The sequence below is a fragment of the Sphingomonas kyeonggiensis genome, from assembly GCF_030812785.1.
Lineage (GTDB): Bacteria > Pseudomonadota > Alphaproteobacteria > Sphingomonadales > Sphingomonadaceae > Sphingomonas > Sphingomonas kyeonggiensis_B.
In genome coordinates, this window is record NZ_JAUSTJ010000003.1 from 1,196,474 (window position 1) to 1,211,262 (window position 14,789).

Sequence of the window (14,789 nt, forward strand, 5' to 3'; positions counted from 1 at the left end):
AACAGATATGAGTGTGGGTTCGCCTGATACTGCCCAGACGATGCAGCGTGTACGCGTTGGTCTGACGGGGCTCGCCATGGTGGCGGTGCTGATCGTGCTTGCGAGCGCGGTCTTCACTTCTGCCAATCGCGAGCAGGCGGTCTCTGCGATCGGCGCCTCCAACTCGGCCGTGGTGGCGAACATGACCGCGATCGGCAACACGCTGGGCGAGAAGATCAAGGAAGAGCCGCTCGCCGAACTCGGCGCTGCGCCCAGCACCACCTCCACCGAGAAGGCCGATGCCGCCGAGATCGCGCGGCAGCAGGAAGCGCAGCAGAACGGCGAGGCGCGCTGAGGTAGGGCGCGGCTGGGGATTTGGCCCCACTCGGCTCCATTTCAGCCTGATCCAACTGCTTTTCCCCGGCGAAGGCCGGGGCCCAGTCTTGGAGTCACGCGCCTTGGCGCGTCTTCGCCGCGCACTGCTTAGTCTGGGCCCCGGCCTTCGCCGGGGAAAGGATAGGGGCGTGGCGCGCTTATCCACAATCTCCTTGCGATCGGGACGGAAAGCGCCTTGAATCCCGCGAAACTTGGTTAATCGGCGCCGGTTTTCCTGCGACTCGCAGGATTTCTGCGGTTCCTTGCAAGTTCTGGTCTGGCGGTGCGGTTGAGGTTCCTGCGAGGCCCTGGCGAGGGAAAACGGGGAAATTGCGCCACATGGGCCATTTTCCCGGGAGCCGGCGGGATTTGGCCCCACTTTCAGGAATTACCCCTAGCGCTTGCGGGTTCTACGGAGCGACTAACGGGAACAGATGCGAACAAAAGCTGATTCTAAGCAAAACATAGCTTGAAATTGGCGCCGAGTGGGGCAAATTCCCGCTCAATCCCCAATTCTCCCGTTGAATCCCCGAGCATTTCTGCTAAAAAGAATGCTTAAGAGGGGGCACGCCCTTTTTCCGTCAGTTTGAAAGCGCCGGAGCGGCCGTGGGGGTTGATTCCGGAGGCGGGGAAGTCGTGCCCATTGGGGTTTTGGCGTGGCGGACAGGGAGCTCTTCGAGGGATTTGCGCTCCAGGCGGTCGACCAGAAGGGTCGCGTCGCCATCCCCGCAGACCTGCGCGCCGCCGCCGAGCGCAATTCCGACATCCGCCAGATCGTCGTGGGCCTGCACCCTTACGACCCGTGCCTGTCGGCGCATGACCTCTCCTGGTCCAAGGAGAAGTATGAGCGCCTCGACCGCAAGGAGCAGCAGGCAGCCGATCGCGGCGAGGACGCCGACCCGCGCGCCAAGCGCCGCGCCTTCGGCCAGGTCGAGAAGGCCCCGTTCGACGATTCCGGCCGTTTCGTGATTCCGCCCTTCTTCAAGATGAAGGCGGGCATCCAGAAATGGGCGCTGTTCTATGGCAGCGGCGAAACCTTCGACATCTGGGCGCCGGAGCGCCTGATGAACGATCCCGACGCGGACCCCACGCTGCGCGAGATCTGCGAATATCTGTGCCAGGCCAAGGGAGTCGTGCTGTGAGCTCCCCGACCGAGCCCCATATCCCCGTCCTGCTCCAAGAAGTGGTCAACGGCCTCGCCCCTGTGCCCGGCGAGCGTCATGTCGACTGCACCTTCGGAGCGGGCGGATACACCAGCGCCATCCTCGAGCGGGGTGCCGAGGTGGCCGCCTTCGATCGCGACCCCCGTGCGATCGAAGGCGGCCAAACTCTGGTTTCCCACTCGAACGGTCATCTGATCCTGATCGAGGCACCGTTCAGCCAGCTGGAGCAGGAGTTGGAGCGCCGCGGCCTCGTGCCCGTCGACGGCCTGACCATGGACATCGGCGTGTCGTCAATGCAGCTCGACCAGGCCGAACGCGGCTTCTCCTTCCAGCAGGAAGGGCCGCTCGACATGCGCATGGCCGGCGAGGGGATGACCGCGGCGGAGTGGCTGAACTCGGCCGACGAAGGCGACATCGCCGACGTGCTGTACCAGTTCGGCGAGGAGCCGCGCTCGCGCCGAGTCGCCAGCGCGATCGTGCGTGCGCGCCCGCTGGCGACCACGACCGAGCTGGCGAACGTCGTCCGCAAGGCGCTGGGCCACAAGCCGCACGACAAGAAAGACCCGTCGACCCGGACCTTCCAGGCGGTGCGCATCTTCATCAACCGTGAGCTCGACGAGCTGGCGGAAGGCCTGGCCGCGGCCGAGCGCGTGCTCAAGCCCGGCGGCCGGCTGGCGGTGGTGACCTTCCACAGCCTGGAAGACCGGCTGGTGAAGCGTTTCCTGCGCGAGCGCAGCGGCAGCGAGCCCGCCGGTTCGCGCCACCGCCCGGCAGTCGGTCCGCGCGCCGAGCCCAGTTTCGAACCTCCCGCCAAGGCCGTGAAGCCGAGCGACGAGGAGGTTGCCCGTAATCCGCGTGCCCGTTCGGCGACGCTGCGCGTGGCGCGGCGCACTTCGGCGGCGCCGTGGCGTAGTGAAGGAGTAGCGTAAGATGGCGATTCAGAGCTTCAAGGGACTGGGGTGGCTCCTCTGCGCCGTTGTCGTGGCGCCGGCATGCTACATGGTCAATTCGCACGGCGCGGCCGAGCAGGCCAAGCTCAACGCGATGAAGGGCGCGATCCTCCAGGCGCAGAAGGACATCCGTGGGCTGGAGACCGAGTTCCAGACGCGCGCCAACCTGGCCCAGATCGAGCGCTGGAACGGCGACGTGCTGGCGCTTGCCGCGCCGGCCCCGGGGCAGTATCTGGCGAGCGAGACTGCGCTGGCCAGCCTCGACCAGCCCGCGCAGATCCAGAACGCCTCGCTGATTGTTCCGACCGGCGCGCCCGCGGCTCAGACTGCCGCAGCGGTGGCGACGGCATCGGCTGCTCCGGTGCAGGCGGCGCCCGCGCCGGTCCGGGCTGTTGCCGGCAAGAGCGTGGCACAGCAGGACAGGGAACTTCACGACCTCATGAAGAAGGCTGACAAGCGAGTGGCGATGGCCGACAAGGGTGTGCTCAGCACCTCGACCATCGACGACCTGAAGAAGCTTGCCCAGCGCGAGAAGCTGGCACTCCGTTGATCGTCGTCGTCGCCCCGCCGGCCCGCAAGGGCCGTACGGGCGATGCCCGGCAGGCGCTTGTCGCCACCGCCCAGGTGCGGCTGATGATCCTGTCGATCCTGTTCGGGTTCGGCATGCTGGTGGTGATCGGCAAGCTGGCGCTGCTCGCCATCTGGGCCGAGCCGGCGACGGCGCGCGATATCGCGACCACCCTGGTGCCGCCGCGCGGCGACATCACCGATCGCCGCGGTGCGCCGCTCGCCCGCTCGATCGACAGCTGGACGATCGCGATCCACCCGAACCAGGTGATCGGCGACAAGGCCGAGCTGGCGCAGAAGCTCGCTGTGCTGATCCCGGACCAGAGCGCCGAGAAATATTTCGCGATCCTCCGCTCGGGCAGCGGCTTCGCCTATCTCAAGCGCCGGGCGATGCCCGAGCTGGTCAAGGCCGTGAACGAGCTGGGCCAGCCGGCGATCGAGTTCCAGCGCGAGAACGACCGGCTCTATCCGCAATCGACCCTGGCCGCGCATGTGCTCGGTTATATCGATAGCACGGGCCATGGCCGCTACGGCATGGAGCGGGTGCTCGACGCGCAGCTGAGCGATCCGGCAAAGCGCGGCCAGCCGGTGGCGCTGTCGCTCGACCTGCGCGTGCAGGCGGCGCTGGAGAACGAGCTGGGCACGGCGATGACCCAGCTGCAGGCGCGCGGCGCCGCGGGCGTGATCCTGGACGTCAAGACCGGCGAAGTGATCGCGATGACCTCGCTTCCCGCCTTCAACCCCAATGCGATCGACGGCCCGCCGCCGCGCAACAACGTGACGCAGAGCGTGTACGAGCTTGGCTCGACCTTCAAGCCGCTGGCGGTGGCCGCTGCGATCGATACGGGCACGATCACCTCGATGTCGCGCCGCTTCGATGCGACGGTGCCGCTGCAGGTCGGCCGCTTCAAGATCCATGACGATCCGGGCGACGAGCAGTTCCGCTGGCTCAATATCCCGGAAACGCTGATCTATTCCTCGAACATCGCCACCGCGCGCATCGCCGACGAGCTGGGCGCGGCGAAGATGCAGGAGATCTTCCGCCGCTTCGAGTTCGACCAGCGGCCGAAGATCGAGCTCGACGCCAGCGCCAGGCCGCTCTGGCCGGCGAGCTGGGGGCGGCTAACGGTGATGACGACTGCCTATGGGCATGGCATCGCGGTGACTCCGCTGCACCTCGCCACCGCCTATGCCGCGATGGTGAATGGCGGGATCCTGTTGCCGGCGACGCTGCGCAAGGTCGATCCCGCGCATCCGCCCCAGGGCAAGCGCGTGCTGCAGCAGGCGACCAGCGACCGGATGCGCCAACTGCTCCGCCTGATCGTGCTCAAGGGCACCGGCCGCAAGGGCGACGCGCCCGGCTTCCGGATCGCGGGCAAGACCGGCACCGCGGAGGCCGCCGCCGGCGGTGGTTATGACAAGAGTCGCAACGTTTCTACCTTCGCGGCGGCTTTCCCCATCGACGCACCGCGCTATGTCATGATCGCAATGCTCGATTCGCCCAAAGCCAACCCCTCGATCGGCGTCTATCGCACGACCGCCGCCTGGACGGTGGCGCCGGTGGTCGCGCGGGTGGTGAGCCGCACCGGCTCGCTGCTCGGAGTGGTGCCGGATGCGAACCGCGATATCGACGAGCGCGAGCTGCTGCCGCTGATCTGGGCGGGGCCGGACGCCGACAAGAAGGATCCCGAATGAAACTTGGCGCGCTGACGGAGGGCGGGGGGGACGCCGTCGTCACCGGATTTGCCATCGACCACCGCAAGGTCGCACCCGGCACCATCTTCGGCGCGTTCGAAGGGGCGCGCTTCAACGGCGAGGATTTCATCGCGGATGCGGTGAAGGCGGGAGCGGTGGCCGTCGTCGCCCGGCCCGGCGTTAAGGTCGAGGGAGCGCTCCACATCGCGGCGGAGACTCCGCGCGAGACCTTTGCCCGGCTGGCCGCGAAGTTCTTCGCGCCGTTCCCGGGCACGGCCGTGGCGGTGACCGGTACCAACGGCAAGACCTCGACCGTCGAGATGACTCGCCAGCTATGGCGGATGCGCGGCTTCCATGCCGCCTCGATCGGCACGCTCGGCGTCACCACAGCCGACGACACGGTTTCGACGGGGCTGACCACGCCCGATATCGTCACCTTCCTTTCCAATGTCGCCGGTCTGGCGCGCGAAGGCGTCAGCCATGTCGCGTTCGAGGCCTCGTCGCACGGGCTCTCACAGTACCGGACCGAAGGGCTGCCGGTTAAGGCGGCCGCGTTCACCAATCTCAGCCGCGACCATCTCGACTATCATGGCGACATGGAAACATATTTCCATGCCAAGATGCGGCTGTTCGCCGATGTGCTGGACCTGGATGGCGGAACTGCGGTGGTCTGGGCCGACGATCCCAATTCGCCGCGTATCGAGGATCTGGCCCGGCAGCGCGGCAACAAGCTGGTCACTGTCGGCGAGCATGGTAGCACGCTGCGGCTGGTCGATCGCGAGCCGACCCTGCTTGGCCAGGGCCTGACGATCGAGGCCGAGGGCAAGGCGCACAAGGTCAATTTGCCGCTGATCGGCGCGTACCAGGCCGCCAACGCGCTGGTCGCGGCGGGGCTGGTTATCGCGACGGGCGGTGATGTGACGCAGACCTTGGGCGATCTCAGCCGGCTGCAGCCGGTGCGCGGGCGGCTCGAGCGGGCGGTGATCACCAAGGTCGGCGCGCCGGTCTATGTCGATTACGCGCACACGCCCGATGCGCTGGAGGCGGCGATTGCGGCGCTGAAGCCGCATACCCAGGGCAGGCTGATCATCGTGTTCGGCGCCGGCGGCGACCGCGACACCGGCAAGCGCGCGCCGATGGGGCAGGCAGCGACGGCGGGCGCGGACGTGGTGATCGTCACCGACGACAATCCGCGCTCCGAAGATGCAGCGGCGATCCGCACCCAGGTGCTCGAAGGGGCGCCGGGCGCGATCGAGATCGGCGGACGGCGCGAGGCGATCAAGGCAGCGATCGACATGGCCGGTAGTGAGGACATCGTGCTGATCGCCGGCAAGGGGCATGAGCAGGGCCAGATCGTCGGCGACATGGTGCTGCCGTTCGACGACGTCACCGTGGCGCGGGAGTGCGCGGCGTGAGGTTGTGGACCGCAGACGAGATCGCCGAGGCGACGGGCGGGACCGCTTCGGCGGAGTTTGAAGTCTCGGGCGTAGCGTTCGATTCGCGTGAGGTGGGACAGGGCGACCTGTTCCTCGCGCTGAAGGGTGAGACCACCGACGGGCACAAATTCCTCGACCAGACCTTCGCGCAGGGTGCGGCGGGAACGGTTGTCTCACAACCAACCGATTATCCGCACGTCACCGTTGCGGACACCACTGCGGCACTCGACGCGCTGGGTATCGCAGCGCGGGCGCGGATGCAGGGCAAGGTGATCGGCGTCACCGGCTCGGTCGGCAAGACCGGGACCAAGGAGGCTCTGTTCGCGGCGCTGGAGCGCAATGCGCCGAGCGAGGCGCACCGCTCGGTCAAGAGCTACAACAACCATACCGGCGTGCCGCTCAGCCTGGCGCGGATGCCGCGGAACACCCGCTACGGCGTGTTCGAGATGGGCATGAACCATGCCGGCGAGCTGGCGGCGCTGACGAAGCTGGTCCGCCCGCATGTCGCCATCGTCACCACGATCGCCCCGGCGCATATGGGCTTCTTCGCCAATGAAGAGGCGATTGCCGACGCCAAGGGCGAGATCTTCCAGGGGCTGGAGCCGGGCGGCACCGCGATCGTGCCCTTCGACAGCCCGCACCGCGACCGGTTGATCGCAGCTGCGAAGCCCCATGCGGCGAAGATCGTCACCTTCGGGCTGAACGAGGGTGCGGACTACCGGGCGGTCGAGACGATGCGTACCCGCACCGGCGGCACCTTCGTCACCGCGCGCTTCGGCCAGCGCGAGCTGAGCTTCACCCTTTCGCAGCCGGGTGCGCACTGGGTCTCCAATGCGATGGCGATCCTCGCTGCGGTCGATGCGGTCGGCGCCGACCTCGAGCTGGCCGGCCTGGCGCTCGCGGAGCTGGGCGGACTGGCCGGGCGCGGCGCGCGGCTCATGGTGCCGGCGCGGGGCGGCGAGGCGCTGGTGATCGACGAGAGCTACAACGCCAATCCCGCCTCGATGCGCGCGACGCTCGCGGTGCTGGCGCAAGAGCCGGGCCGCAAGCTGGCGGTGCTCGGCGAGATGCGCGAACTGGGCGAGCATAGCGACGCCTTCCATGCCGAATTGTCCGGCCCGATCGAGACCGCAGGCGTCGAATCCGTCATTCTCGTCGGTGAAGCGATGGCCCCGCTCGCAGAGGCGCTTGAGGGCGCCGTCGATTTCGTCCATGTGCCCGACGCGGCGACCGCGCTGGGCAGGCTCGATGACATGCTCCAGGCGGGGGACGCAGTTCTCATAAAAGGGTCGAACGGCGTGCGGCTTGGGTCGGTGGTCGCGGCGTTGGCGGAAAGGGCACCTGCCTGATGTTGTACTGGATCGCGGACCTGCTGGGCTTTCCCGGCATCCTCAACCTCTTCCGCTATCTCTCCTTCCGCACCGGCGGCGCGGTGGCGACGGCGCTGCTGCTCGGCCTGCTGATCGGCCCGCGTTTCATCGGCTGGCTGCGCGTCCGCCAGGGCAAGGGGCAGCCGATCCGCGACGACGGCCCGCAGAGCCACCTGGCCAAGCGCGGCACGCCGACCATGGGCGGGCTGATGATCCTGACCAGCATCATGCTGTCGCTGCTGCTGTGGATGGACCTGCGCAATCCCTATGTCTGGGCCTGCATGTTCGTCACCTTCGGTTTCGGCATGATCGGCTTCCTCGATGATTACGATAAGGTGCGGAAGCAGAAGACCGCCGGCGTATCGGGCAAGGTGCGGCTGATCGGCGAGTTCGCCATCGCCGGCATCGCCGCGACGATCATCTGCTCGCAGAACGGCACCCAGCTCTATGTGCCCTTCTTCAGCAGCTTCCACCCGGACATCAGCTATTTCTACATCGCCTTCGCCGCGTTCGTGATCGTCGCGTTCGGCAATGCGGTGAACCTGACCGACGGGCTAGACGGCCTGGCGACGATGCCGGTGGTGATCGCCAGCATGGCGTTCATGCTGATCGCATACCTGGCCGGCAACAAGATCTACGCCGTCTATCTCGGCATCCCGCACGTGCCCGGCGCCGGCGACCTGGCGATCTTCTGTGGTGCGATGGTCGGGGCGGGCCTGGCCTTCCTGTGGTTCAACGCGCCCCCGGCGGCGGTGTTCATGGGCGATACCGGCAGCCTCGCGCTGGGTGGCGCGCTCGGCACGATCGCGGTGACCACGCACCACGAACTGGTGCTCGGCATCATCGGCGGCCTGTTCGTGATGGAGGCGCTCAGCGTCATCATCCAGGTGTTCTTCTTCAAGCGCACCGGCAAGCGCGTCTTCAGGATGGCGCCGATCCACCACCATTTCGAGCAGCTCGGCTGGTCGGAGCCCACCGTCGTGATCCGCTTCTGGATCATCGCCTTCGTGCTGGCGCTGGCGGGCCTCGCGACGCTCAAGCTGCGGTGATCACGAGCACGTCCTGGCGCGGCAAACGCTATGCGGTGCTCGGGCTGGCGCGCTCGGGCGCTGCGACGGCGCGCGCGTTGGTGGCGAGCGGGGCATCGGTGCTTGGCTGGGACGACAATGAGGCGACGCATCGCGACCTTTGGACCCAGCTCAAGGTTGATCGGCAAGATTTCGAAACTGAACCGGGCTTTTCGACCAAGGATTGGGTCTCGTTTCCGATCGATCTGACGGGCTTCGATGCTCTCGTCGTTTCGCCAGGCGTGCCGCTGAATCGGCATCCCGTCGCGGAAAAGGCTGCGAAATACGACGTGCCCATCATCGGCGATATCGAGCTGTTCGCCGAAGCCCGCGCCGAGATGCCCGCGCACCGCGTGGTCGGGATCACTGGGACCAACGGCAAGTCGACGACCACGGCGCTGATCCACCACATCATCGAGACTGCGGGCATCCCCGTGCGGCTCGGCGGGAATATCGGGCTGCCGATCCTGGGGCAGGACCCGTTGCCCGAAGACGGCGTCTATGTGCTTGAGCTTTCGAGCTACCAGATCGACCTGACTCACAGCCTCGACTGCGATGTCGCGGTGCTGCTCAACATCACGCCCGACCATCTCGACCGCTATGCCGGGTTCGAGGCCTATGCGGCATCGAAGGCCCGGCTGTTCCAGATGCAGTCCAAGGGGCATGCTGCGGTGATCGGGATCGGCGACGAGCCCTCCGCCGCCATCGCCCGTCAGGTCGCGGATGCGGGTCGCAGCGAGGACCTCACCCGCATCGCCCCCGGCATCTGCATGGACCAGTCGCGCTGGCCGGCGCTGCAGGGGCCGCACAACGCCCAGAACGCGCTCGCTGCGATCGCCGCCTGCCAGGCGCTCGGCATCGACCAAGCCGCGATCGACAAGGGGTTGGAAAGCTTCCCGGGCCTGCCGCACCGCATGGAGCGGGTGAAGACGGTGAACGGCGTGCTGTTCGTCAACGACAGCAAGGCGACCAATGCGGACTCCACCGCGCCGGCACTCTCGGCCTATCTCAGGATCCACTGGATCCTGGGCGGCAAGGCCAAGACCGACGATCTCGACGCCTGCCGGCCCGGCTTCCCCCATGTGGTCAAGGCCTACACGATCGGCGATGCCGGCGAGATGTTCGCGGAATTGCTCAAAGGCGAGATGCCGGTCGAGCGCTCGGGCACGCTCGACGTCGCGGTGAAGGCCGCCGCCGCCAATGCCCAGCCGGGCGAGGTGGTGCTGCTGTCGCCGGCCTGCGCGTCGTTCGACCAGTTCAAGGATTACGAAGCCCGGGGCCAGGCCTTCCGCGACGCGGTGGAGGCACTGGGATGAACGACACTGTCGAAGTGCCGGAAGCTGGAAACGAGGTTCGCCGTCGTGTCCAGCAACAGCTCGGCCGTGCGAGCAAGACGCGCGCCGGCATGTGGTTCTGGGAAGTCGACCGCGTGCTGCTCACGCTGGCGCTGCTGCTGATCGCGATCGGGCTGGTCGCGGTCGCTGCCGCATCGCCCGCCACCGCGCGCCGCTATTCGGACGCCACGCACGTCATGGCACCGATGTATTATTTCTGGCGCCAGCTGGTCTGGGTCTGCATCTGCGTGCCGGTGCTGGTCACGGTGTCGATGCTGCCGGTGACGCTGGCGCGACGCCTGGCGCTGATAGGGGCAGGGGTGTTCCTGGTCTGCCTCGCACTGGTGCCGATCGTCGGGCATGAGGTGAACGGGGCCAAGCGCTGGATCGGGGTCGGCATCTCCGAATTCCAGCCCTCCGAGTTCCTGAAACCCCTGTTCATCGTCGCCACCGCCTGGATGCTGAGCTTCCGCGCCAAGGATCCGCAGTTGCCGGTGCTGTTCGTCACCGGCGCGCTCACCGCGCTGATCGGCGTGCTGCTTATGCTCCAGCCGGACTTCGGCCAGACGATCGTGTTCGGCAGCGTGTGGCTGATCCTGCTGATGATCTCGGGCATTTCCCCGGCGGCGATCGCCGGGCTGGGCGGCACCGCTGTGGCCGGGGTGATCTCCGCCTATCTGTTCTACGGCACCGCCCGCACTCGCATCGACAACTTCCTTTTCCCCACCAAGGACGCTGCGCTGGCCGAGCGCTACCAGGTGGAGATGGCGCACGACACGCTGACTGCGGGCGGCCTTACCGGCACCGGCCCCGGCAACGGCATGATGAAGTTCCGCCTGCCGGAAGGGCATACCGACTACATCTTCTCGGTGATCGGCGAGGAGTTCGGGCTGATCGCCTGCGCGGTGATCGCACTCCTCTATCTCGCCATCGTCATCCGCGTGCTGATGAAGCTGCTCGACGAGGAGGACGCCTTCCGCCTGCTCGCCGCCGCCGGGCTCGCTGCGCAGTTCGGCGTGCAGTCGCTGATCAACATGGCGGTGAACACGGGCATCGCCCCGTCCAAGGGCATGACCTTGCCCTTCATTTCCTATGGCGGATCGTCGATGATCGCGCTGGCGATCGGCTATGGGTTGCTGCTCGCCTTCACGCGCCGAAACCCGTATCTGAAGCGCTCGCCCTATACCGGCCGCTGGAGCAACGCATGACCAATTCCCGTAGCTATGTCCTCGCAGCCGGAGGCACCGGCGGGCATATGGTGCCCGCGGCCGCACTGGCGGCGGAACTGGCCGCACGGGGCCATCACGTCGCGCTGGTCAGCGACGATCGCGGCGTGCGCTTTCCTGGCCTGTTCGACGGAGTGGAGACGCATGTCCTTCCCGCCGGAAGGCTAGGCGGCGGTCCGCTGGGCTATATCCGCGCGGCGGGCAAGATCCTGGCCGGCCGCTCGATGGCGCTGCGGCTCTACAAGGAGCTCCAGCCCTCGGCGGTAATCGGCTTCGGCGGCTATCCCGCGCTCCCCTCGCTGCTCGCCGCGTTCAATGCCGACGTGCCGACCATCATTCATGAGCAGAACGCCGTGCTCGGTCGGGTGAACCGTTTCGTCGCGAGCCGGGTCGATGCGATCGCGACCTCCTATGAGCAGGTCGACCGGCTCAAGCCCGGCTGGCAGGCCAAGACCCACCTAGTCGGCAATCCGGTGCGCGAGGAAGTGCTGGCGCTGCGCAGTCGGCCCTATCCACTGCTGGAGGAGGACGGCATCTTCCGCGTGCTCGTCACCGGCGGCAGCCAGGGCGCGACGGTGCTGAGCCAGGTGGTGCCCGACGGGCTCGCGCTGCTCCCCGTCCATTTCCGCCGCCGCCTGCAGGTGACGCACCAGGCGCGCGTGGAGGATATCGAGACGGTGCGCGCCAAGTACCAGAACCACGGCATCCCCGCCGATGTCTCGACCTACATCACCGACATGGCAGACGCACTCGCCTGGTCGCACATCGTGATCGCGCGTGCCGGCGCCTCGACCATTGCCGAGCTGACTGCGGCGGGTCGCCCGGCAATCCTGGTGCCGCTGCCGACCTCGACCGACGACCACCAGACCGCCAATGCGCGGGAGATCTCGACGGCGGGTGGCGCGCGGACGATCCAGCAAAAGGCGTTCACCGCGGCGGAGCTCGCCAAGCAAATCCAGAAGCTCGGGCTCGATACCCAGGGGCTTGAGAATGCCGCGGCACGGGCGCGCAGCGTCGGGCGTCCCAACGCCACGCGCGACCTTGCCGATCTCGTCGAATCCATCGATGCGCCCGAGGCTCCGATCAAGGGCCAGCGCATCTCCATGCAGGGAAGGCCAGCGTTCGCATGAAGGGTGTCGCAAAGGACATCGGTACCATCCATTTCGTCGGTATCGGCGGCATCGGCATGTCGGGCATTGCCGAGGTGATGCACAATCTCGGCTATTCGGTGCAGGGCTCCGACGTGGCCGAGGGCTATGTCGTGCAGGGGCTGCGCAGCCGGGGCATCCCGGTGACAATCGGCCATAATGCCGAGAATCTGGGCGATGCGGCGGTGGTGGTGGTCTCCACCGCGATCGTGCGGACCAATCCGGAGGTCGAGGCGGCCTATCAGCGCCGTATCCCCGTGGTGCGCCGCGCCGAGATGCTCGCCGAGCTGATGCGGCTCAAGTCCACCGTCGCGGTGGCCGGCACGCATGGCAAGACGACGACCACCTCGATGGTCGCGGCACTGCTCGATGCGGGCGGGGTGGACCCGACTGTGATCAATGGCGGCATCATCAACCAGTATGGCTCGAACGCGCGGCTGGGCGATAGCGAGTGGATGGTGGTCGAGGCGGACGAGAGCGACGGCAGCTTCCTGCGCCTCGACGGCACCTATGCGATCGTCACCAATATCGATCCCGAGCATCTCGATCACTATGGCTCGTTCGACAAGGCGAAGGACGCCTATGTCGAGTTCGTCGAGAATGTGCCCTTCTACGGCGCGGCGCTGCTGTGTCTTGATCACCCGGAAGTGCAGGCAATCATCCCGCGCGTGCGCGACCGGCGGATCGTGACCTATGGCTTTGCCGCCAGCGCCGACGTGCGCGGTGTCAACGTCGTGCCGCATCATGGCGGCAACCGCTTCGAGGCGATCATCCGCAGCCGCGACGGCAGCACCCGCTCGATCGAGGGCATCGAGCTGCCGATGCCGGGCCGCCACAATGTCCAGAACGCGCTGGCCGCGATCGGCGTGGCGCTGGAGCTGGGCATTCCCGATGCGACGATCCAGCAGGGCTTCGCCAAGTTCGGCGGGGTGAAGCGGCGCTTCACCAAGGTCGGCGAAACGGGCGGTGCGACGATCATCGACGATTATGGCCACCACCCGGTCGAGATCCGCGCGGTGCTGGCCGCGGCGCGCGAGAGTGCCGAGGGCAGGGTGATCGCGGTCGTCCAGCCGCACCGCTTCACCCGCCTCAAGAACCTGATGGACGAGTTCGCCCAGGCCTTCAACGACGCGGACATGGTCTATGTCACGCCGGTCTATGCCGCGGGCGAGCTGCCGCTGGAGGGCGTGAGCTCGGACGCGCTGGTCGAGAATGTCCAGCGTCGCGGGCACCGGGCGGTCGCTGCGATCGAGAGCGAGGACGCACTGGCGAAGACGCTCGCCGGAGTGGTCCAGCCGAAGGACATGGTGATCTGCCTCGGTGCGGGCGACATCACGAAATGGGCCGCCAACCTGGCCGGCGCAATCGAGGAAGCCCGGGCATGAAGGACTGGCTGACCCTCGGCGTGGAGATGCAGCGCGACCTGCTCAAGGCGCAGAAGGCGCAGATGGACGCCGCGCAGAAGATGCTCGATGCCGGGCGTGATGTGATGAAATTCCAGCAGGCCGGGCAGAAGGCGGCCGAGGCCAATCTCGACGTCTGGAAGCAATGGTCGAGCATGTGGGGCTGGAAGTGAGCGCACCCTGCACCGCGCTGCCTCCGCTGCGCGGCACGGTCGAGCATCAGGGCAGCCTTGCCGACTTCATCTGGTTCCGCACCGGCGGGCCGGCCGAATGGCTGGTGCGCCCCGATGACGTGCAGGGCCTCGCCGCGTTCCTGGCCGGGCTCGACCCGGAGGTGCCGGTGCTGCCGGTCGGCGTCGGCTCGAACCTGATCGTGCGCGACGGCGGCGTGCCGGGTGTGGTGGTGCGGCTGCCCAAGGCGATGGCCAAGGTCAGCATCGAGCCGGGCAACCGGGTGCGTGCCGGTGGCGCCGCGATGGGCATCACCGTGGCGAGCGCCGCACGCGATGCGGGTATTGCCGGCCTCGAGTTCCTGCGCGGGATTCCCGGTACGGTCGGTGGTGCGGTGCGGATGAACGCGGGCGCCTATGGCCGCGACACCAGCAATATCCTGGTCGAGATCACGCTGGTGACTCGAAACGGGACGGTGGAGACCTGGCCGGCGGCCAGATTGGGCTACACCTATCGCCATTCGGAACTGCCCGAGGGCGCCGTGGTGGTCGAGGCGCTGTTCGAGGGCACGCCCGGCGACAGGGCCGAGATCGGTGCCGAGATGGACCGGATCGCGGCGGAACGCGAGGCTTCCCAGCCGCTTAGGTCGCGCACCGGCGGCTCGACCTTCAAGAACCCGGCAGGCCATAGCGCCTGGAAGCTGGTCGATGACGCCGGTTGCCGCGGGCTTCGTCGCGGCGATGCGCAGGTCAGCGAAAAACACTGCAATTTCCTGCTCAATCTGGGCAATGCTTCGTCCGCCGATATCGAGGCGCTGGGCGAGGAAGTCCGCGCCAAGGTGAAGGCGCAATCCGGCATCGAGCTGGAATGGGAAATCCAGCGCATAGGGGTCGACAAGTGAAGGC

General features: G+C 67.2%; 14 protein-coding genes. All 14 read left to right on the forward strand.

The features are described 5' to 3' along the window. Positions 1–13: 13 nt before the first annotated feature. The 14 genes from J2W22_RS22845 to murB all read left to right on the forward strand — a co-directional run bounded on the left by J2W22_RS22845 (position 14) and on the right by murB (position 14,785). Positions 14–334 (forward strand): hypothetical protein, encoded by a 321-nt coding sequence (locus J2W22_RS22845; protein ID WP_373423012.1) that lies wholly within the window; start codon positions 14–16, stop codon positions 332–334. Positions 335–1,010: 676 nt separating this feature from the next. Further along, positions 1,011–1,496, forward strand: coding sequence for a division/cell wall cluster transcriptional repressor MraZ (locus J2W22_RS22850; protein ID WP_307120572.1), 486 nt, complete (start codon positions 1,011–1,013; stop codon positions 1,494–1,496). Next, positions 1,493–2,446 carry a 16S rRNA (cytosine(1402)-N(4))-methyltransferase RsmH gene (gene rsmH, locus J2W22_RS22855; RefSeq protein ID WP_307120573.1) on the forward strand — a complete coding sequence of 318 codons (954 nt, stop codon included), beginning with the start codon at positions 1,493–1,495 and terminating at the stop codon, positions 2,444–2,446. Before J2W22_RS22850 ends, rsmH begins: the two co-directional genes overlap by 4 nt. A 1-nt stretch (position 2,447) precedes the next feature. Beyond that, a complete protein-coding gene (locus J2W22_RS22860; RefSeq protein ID WP_307120574.1) occupies positions 2,448–3,017 on the forward strand; it encodes a hypothetical protein in 570 nt (189 codons plus the stop codon). After that, a complete protein-coding gene (locus J2W22_RS22865; protein WP_307120575.1) occupies positions 3,014–4,729 on the forward strand; it encodes a peptidoglycan D,D-transpeptidase FtsI family protein in 1,716 nt (571 codons plus the stop codon). Before J2W22_RS22860 ends, J2W22_RS22865 begins: the two co-directional genes overlap by 4 nt. Next, positions 4,726–6,144, forward strand: coding sequence for a UDP-N-acetylmuramoyl-L-alanyl-D-glutamate--2,6-diaminopimelate ligase (locus tag J2W22_RS22870; RefSeq protein ID WP_307120576.1), 1,419 nt, complete (start codon positions 4,726–4,728; stop codon positions 6,142–6,144). The genes J2W22_RS22865 and J2W22_RS22870 overlap by 4 nt, the downstream gene beginning before the upstream one ends. Further along, a complete protein-coding gene (locus tag J2W22_RS22875; protein WP_307120577.1) occupies positions 6,141–7,514 on the forward strand; it encodes a UDP-N-acetylmuramoyl-tripeptide--D-alanyl-D-alanine ligase in 1,374 nt (457 codons plus the stop codon). The genes J2W22_RS22870 and J2W22_RS22875 overlap by 4 nt, the downstream gene beginning before the upstream one ends. After that, on the forward strand, positions 7,514–8,584 hold the full coding sequence (gene mraY, locus J2W22_RS22880; RefSeq protein ID WP_307120578.1) for a phospho-N-acetylmuramoyl-pentapeptide-transferase: 1,071 nt from the start codon (positions 7,514–7,516) through the stop codon (positions 8,582–8,584). Before J2W22_RS22875 ends, mraY begins: the two co-directional genes overlap by 1 nt. Next, on the forward strand, positions 8,581–9,918 hold the full coding sequence (gene murD, locus J2W22_RS22885; RefSeq protein WP_307120579.1) for a UDP-N-acetylmuramoyl-L-alanine--D-glutamate ligase: 1,338 nt from the start codon (positions 8,581–8,583) through the stop codon (positions 9,916–9,918). The genes mraY and murD overlap by 4 nt, the downstream gene beginning before the upstream one ends. Beyond that, positions 9,915–11,144 (forward strand): FtsW/RodA/SpoVE family cell cycle protein, encoded by a 1,230-nt coding sequence (locus tag J2W22_RS22890; protein ID WP_307120580.1) that lies wholly within the window; start codon positions 9,915–9,917, stop codon positions 11,142–11,144. The genes murD and J2W22_RS22890 overlap by 4 nt, the downstream gene beginning before the upstream one ends. After that, complete coding sequence (gene murG, locus J2W22_RS22895; RefSeq protein WP_307120581.1) at positions 11,141–12,292, forward strand: undecaprenyldiphospho-muramoylpentapeptide beta-N-acetylglucosaminyltransferase; 1,152 nt, start codon at positions 11,141–11,143, stop codon at positions 12,290–12,292. The genes J2W22_RS22890 and murG overlap by 4 nt, the downstream gene beginning before the upstream one ends. Then, positions 12,289–13,695, forward strand: a complete 1,407-nt coding sequence (gene murC, locus J2W22_RS22900; protein ID WP_307120582.1) for a UDP-N-acetylmuramate--L-alanine ligase — start codon at positions 12,289–12,291, stop codon at positions 13,693–13,695. The genes murG and murC overlap by 4 nt, the downstream gene beginning before the upstream one ends. Next, on the forward strand, positions 13,692–13,886 hold the full coding sequence (locus J2W22_RS22905) for a hypothetical protein (RefSeq protein ID WP_307120583.1): 195 nt from the start codon (positions 13,692–13,694) through the stop codon (positions 13,884–13,886). The genes murC and J2W22_RS22905 overlap by 4 nt, the downstream gene beginning before the upstream one ends. Continuing rightward, entirely contained in the window at positions 13,859–14,785 is a 927-nt protein-coding gene (gene murB, locus J2W22_RS22910) for a UDP-N-acetylmuramate dehydrogenase (protein ID WP_373423013.1), read from the forward strand. The genes J2W22_RS22905 and murB overlap by 28 nt, the downstream gene beginning before the upstream one ends. Positions 14,786–14,789: the final 4 nt, after the last annotated feature.

Excerpts from the sequence above, each read along its gene's own strand:
- J2W22_RS22860 (WP_307120574.1), top strand. The coding sequence starts at position 2,448 with ATGGCGATTCAGAGCTTCAAGGGACTGGGGTGGCTCCTCTGCGCCGTT.
- J2W22_RS22870 (WP_307120576.1), top strand. The coding sequence starts at position 4,726 with ATGAAACTTGGCGCGCTGACGGAGGGCGGGGGGGACGCCGTCGTCACC.
- mraY (WP_307120578.1), top strand. The coding sequence starts at position 7,514 with ATGTTGTACTGGATCGCGGACCTGCTGGGCTTTCCCGGCATCCTCAAC.
- J2W22_RS22890 (WP_307120580.1), top strand. The coding sequence starts at position 9,915 with ATGAACGACACTGTCGAAGTGCCGGAAGCTGGAAACGAGGTTCGCCGT.
- murG (WP_307120581.1), top strand. The coding sequence starts at position 11,141 with ATGACCAATTCCCGTAGCTATGTCCTCGCAGCCGGAGGCACCGGCGGG.
- murC (WP_307120582.1), top strand. The coding sequence starts at position 12,289 with ATGAAGGGTGTCGCAAAGGACATCGGTACCATCCATTTCGTCGGTATC.
- J2W22_RS22905 (WP_307120583.1), top strand. The coding sequence starts at position 13,692 with ATGAAGGACTGGCTGACCCTCGGCGTGGAGATGCAGCGCGACCTGCTC.
- murB (WP_373423013.1), top strand. The coding sequence starts at position 13,859 with ATGGTCGAGCATGTGGGGCTGGAAGTGAGCGCACCCTGCACCGCGCTG.